Origin of the sequence: Actinomadura pelletieri DSM 43383, assembly GCF_003634705.1 — a bacterium.
In the GTDB taxonomy this organism is placed as follows: Bacteria; Actinomycetota; Actinomycetes; order Streptosporangiales; family Streptosporangiaceae; genus Spirillospora; species Spirillospora pelletieri.
On record NZ_RBWU01000012.1, the window covers coordinates 1,662 to 5,459 of the forward strand.

General features: G+C 57.7%; 2 rRNA genes. Both read left to right on the forward strand.

Features of this window, described 5'->3' with window-relative positions:
* The first annotated feature begins 399 nt into the window (after positions 1-399).
* A 23S ribosomal RNA gene (locus BZB76_RS33985) occupies positions 400-3,511 on the forward strand.
* 146 nt (positions 3,512-3,657) lie between these two features.
* Positions 3,658-3,774, forward strand: a 5S ribosomal RNA gene (gene rrf, locus BZB76_RS33990).
* Positions 3,775-3,798 lie beyond the last annotated feature (24 nt).

A 3,798-nucleotide genomic window follows, 5' to 3' on the forward strand; every position in this document is an offset into this window, starting at 1 on the left:
GCCGTTAACAGCGAATGTCTGTTAGGTGGCTGCTCATAGATGTGGAGCACTGGTTATTCAGTTCGCTGGCCGTGTGGCTCAGCTAGTACCGCCCCCAGGGTTTTGGGGGAGTGGGAACGGTGGGTGTCAGGCGGTTGGTGGGTTGGGCACGCTGTTGGGTCCTGAGGGAACGGGCACTTTGGTGTTCGGGGCCTCGGACTGCGGGACCGGCTTCCATGCGTTCTTAAGAGTGTGTGGGGTTGGTGGGCCCGGTTGTTTTTTGAGAACTGCACAGTGGACGCGAGCATCTCTGGCAAACGATGAGAGCTCGACTTGGAGCAGGGCCCTCTTTTTGGGGGTTTTTGTTTCGGGTTCGGGTTGTTGTTGTTTGTTCTGCGATTTGTTTTGATCGTTTTGTGTGTTCAAGTTTTTTAGGGCATACGGTGGATGCCTTGGCATCAGGAGCCGATGAAGGACGTGGGAGCCTGCGATATGCCTCGGGGAGTCGGCAACCAGACTTTGATCCGGGGGTTTCCGAATGGGGTAACCTGGCACTCGTCATGGGGTGTCGCCGCCGTCTGAATGTATAGGGCGGTTGGTGGGAACGCGGGGAAGTGAAACATCTCAGTACCCGTAGGAAGAGAAAACAATTGTGATTCCGTGAGTAGTGGTGAGCGAAAGCGGAGGAGCCTAAACCGTGCGCGTGTGATACCTGGTAGGGGTTGCGTGTGCGGGGTTGTGGGAGCATCCGGCTGGGTCTACCAGTCCAGCAGAGAGTTACAAAATATCATGGTAGTCGAACGGCTTGGGATGGCCGACCGTAGACGGTGAGAGTCCGGTAGACGAAACTGTGGTGTCTCTTGGGTGTTTTCCCGAGTAGCACGGGGCCCGTGAAATCCCGTGTGAATCTGCCACGACCACGTGGTAAGGCTGAATACTTCCTGATGACCGATAGCGGACCAGTACCGTGAGGGAAAGGTGAAAAGTGCCCCGGTGAGGGGTCGTGAAATAGTACCTGAAACCGTGTGCCTACAAGCCGTCAGAGCTGGTTGATGCCTTTCGGGGTGTCGGGTGGTGATGGCGTGCCTTTTGAAGAATGAGCCTGCGAGTTATGGTGTGTGGCGAGGTTAACCGGTGGCGGGTAGCCGTAGCGAAAGCGAGTCTGAATAGGGCGTTTTTAGTCGCATGCTGTAGACCCGAAGCGGGGTGATCTAGCCATGGGCAGGGTGAAGCGCCGGTAAGACGGTGTGGAGGCCCGAACCCACCAGGGTTGAAAACCTGGGGGATGACCTGTGGTTAGGGGTGAAAGGCCAATCAAACTCCGTGATAGCTGGTTCTCCCCGAAATGCATTTAGGTGCAGCGTTGCGTGTTGCTTGCCGGAGGTAGAGCTACTGGATGGCTGATGGGCCCGACAAGGTTACTGACGTCAGCCAAACTCCGAATGCCGGTAAGTTGAGCGTGGCAGTGAGACTGCGGGGGATAAGCTTCGTAGTCGAGAGGGAAACAGCCCAGATCATCGGTTAAGGCCCCTAAGCGTGTGCTAAGTGGGAAAGGATGTGGAGTTGCTGTGACAACCAGGAGGTTGGCTTAGAAGCAGCCATCCTTGAAAGAGTGCGTAATAGCTCACTGGTCAAGTGATTCCGCGCCGACAATGTAGCGGGGCTCAAGCACACCGCCGAAACCGTGGCATCCGCACCGTGTGGTGTGGGTGGGTAGGGGAGCGTCCTGCAGCCGGTGAAGCCGCCGAGTGATCGAGTGGTGGAGGCTGTGGGAGTGAGAATGCAGGCATGAGTAGCGAGACACACGTGAGAAACGTGTGCGCCGGATGACCAAGGGTTCCTGGGGCAGGCTAATCCGCCCAGGGTAAGTCGGGACCTAAGGCGAGGCCGACAGGCGTAGTCGATGGACAACGGGTTGATATTCCCGTACCCGCTGGTATGCGCCAACGCTGAATCCTCTGATGCTAACCACCCGATCCGGGTTGTGGGCCTTCGGGCCCGCGGCTTTGGGGAGCGTGGGGCCCGAGGGGGTAGTAGGTGAGTGATGGGGTGACGCAGGAGGGTAGCTCAGCCCAGGCGATGGTTGTTCCTGGGGTAAGGCTGTAGGGAGAGAGATAGGTAAATCCGTCTCTCATGTTCCTGAGAGCTGATGCCGAGCCGTTTTAGGTGAAGTGAGTGATCCCATGCTGTCGAGAAAAGCCTCTAGCGAGTGTACTGGCGGCCCGTACCCTAAACCGACTCAGGTGGTCAGGTAGAGAATACTAAGGCGATCGGGTGAACTGTGGTTAAGGAACTCGGCAAATTGCCCCCGTAACTTTGGGAGAAGGGGGGCCCGGCTTGGTGAACGCCCTTTGCGGTGGGAGCTGGGTTGGGTCGCAGTGGCCAGGGGGAAGCGACTGTTTACTAAAAACACAGGTCCGTGCGAAGTCGTAAGACGCGGTATACGGACTGACGCCTGCCCGGTGCCGGAACGTTAAGAGGACCGGTTAGACCCCTTGGGGTCGAGGCTGAGAATCTAAGCGCCGGTAAACGGCGGTGGTAACTATAACCATCCTAAGGTAGCGAAATTCCTTGTCGGGTAAGTTCCGACCTGCACGAATGGCGTAACGACTTCCCCGCTGTCTCAACCGCAGGCCCGGCGAAATTGCAGTACGAGTAAAGATGCTCGTTTCGCGCAGCAGGACGGAAAGACCCCGGGACCTTCACTATAGCTTGGTATTGGCGTTTGGAACGGTTTGTGTAGGATAGGTGGGAGACTGTGAAGTCGGCACGCCAGTGTCGGTGGAGTCGTTGGTGAAATACCACTCTGGTCGTTTTGAGCGTCTAACCCGCGCCCCTGTATCGGGGTGGGGGACAGTGCCTGGTGGGTAGTTTAACTGGGGCGGTTGCCTCCTAAAGGGTAACGGAGGCGCCCAAAGGTTCCCTCGGCCTGGTTGGTAATCAGGTGGTGAGTGTAAGGGCACAAGGGAGCTTGACTGTGAGACGGACGTGTCGAGCAGGTGCGAAAGCAGGGCCTAGTGATCCGGCACCGGCGTGTGGAAGCGGTGTCGCTCAACGGCTAAAAGGTACCCCGGGGATAACAGGCTGATCTTCCCCAAGAGTCCATATCGACGGGATGGTTTGGCACCTCGATGTCGGCTCGTCGCATCCTGGGGCTGGAGTAGGTCCCAAGGGTTGGGCTGTTCGCCCATTAAAGCGGCACGCGAGCTGGGTTTAGAACGTCGCGAGACAGTTCGGTCCCTATCCGCTGCGCGCGTAGGAGAATTGTGAGGGTCTGTCCCTAGTACGAGAGGACCGGGACGGACGGACCTCTGGTGTGCCAGTTGTCCCGCCAGGGGCACGGCTGGTTGGCTACGTTCGGTCGGGATAACCGCTGAAAGCATCTAAGCGGGAAGCCTTCCTCGAGATGAGTTCTCCCACCCCGTCAAAGGGGTGTAAGGCCCCCGGGAGACGACCGGGTTGATAGGCCGGTGATGGAAGCGCTGTGAGGTGTGGAGTCGACCGGTACTAATAGGCCGAGTGGCTTGAACACACAATTCGTTCAATCCAAATCGCTGCGAGTGTTCGCGTCCCTGTGTGGTTCCCGGAAAACAATCTGGGCACCCGCTGTTGATAACAGCATATGTGTGTTCGAACGTTTGAGTTTGCCTACCCCGGTTGGGGTGGTGCGTTGAGGCGTTCGGTGGTTTTGGCGAAGGGGAAACACCCGGTCCCATTCCGAACCCGGAAGTTAAGCTCTTCAGCGCCGATGGTACTGCATGGGAGACTGTGTGGGAGAGTAGGACACCGCCGGACATTTTTTGTAGGAAAGGGCCCCGC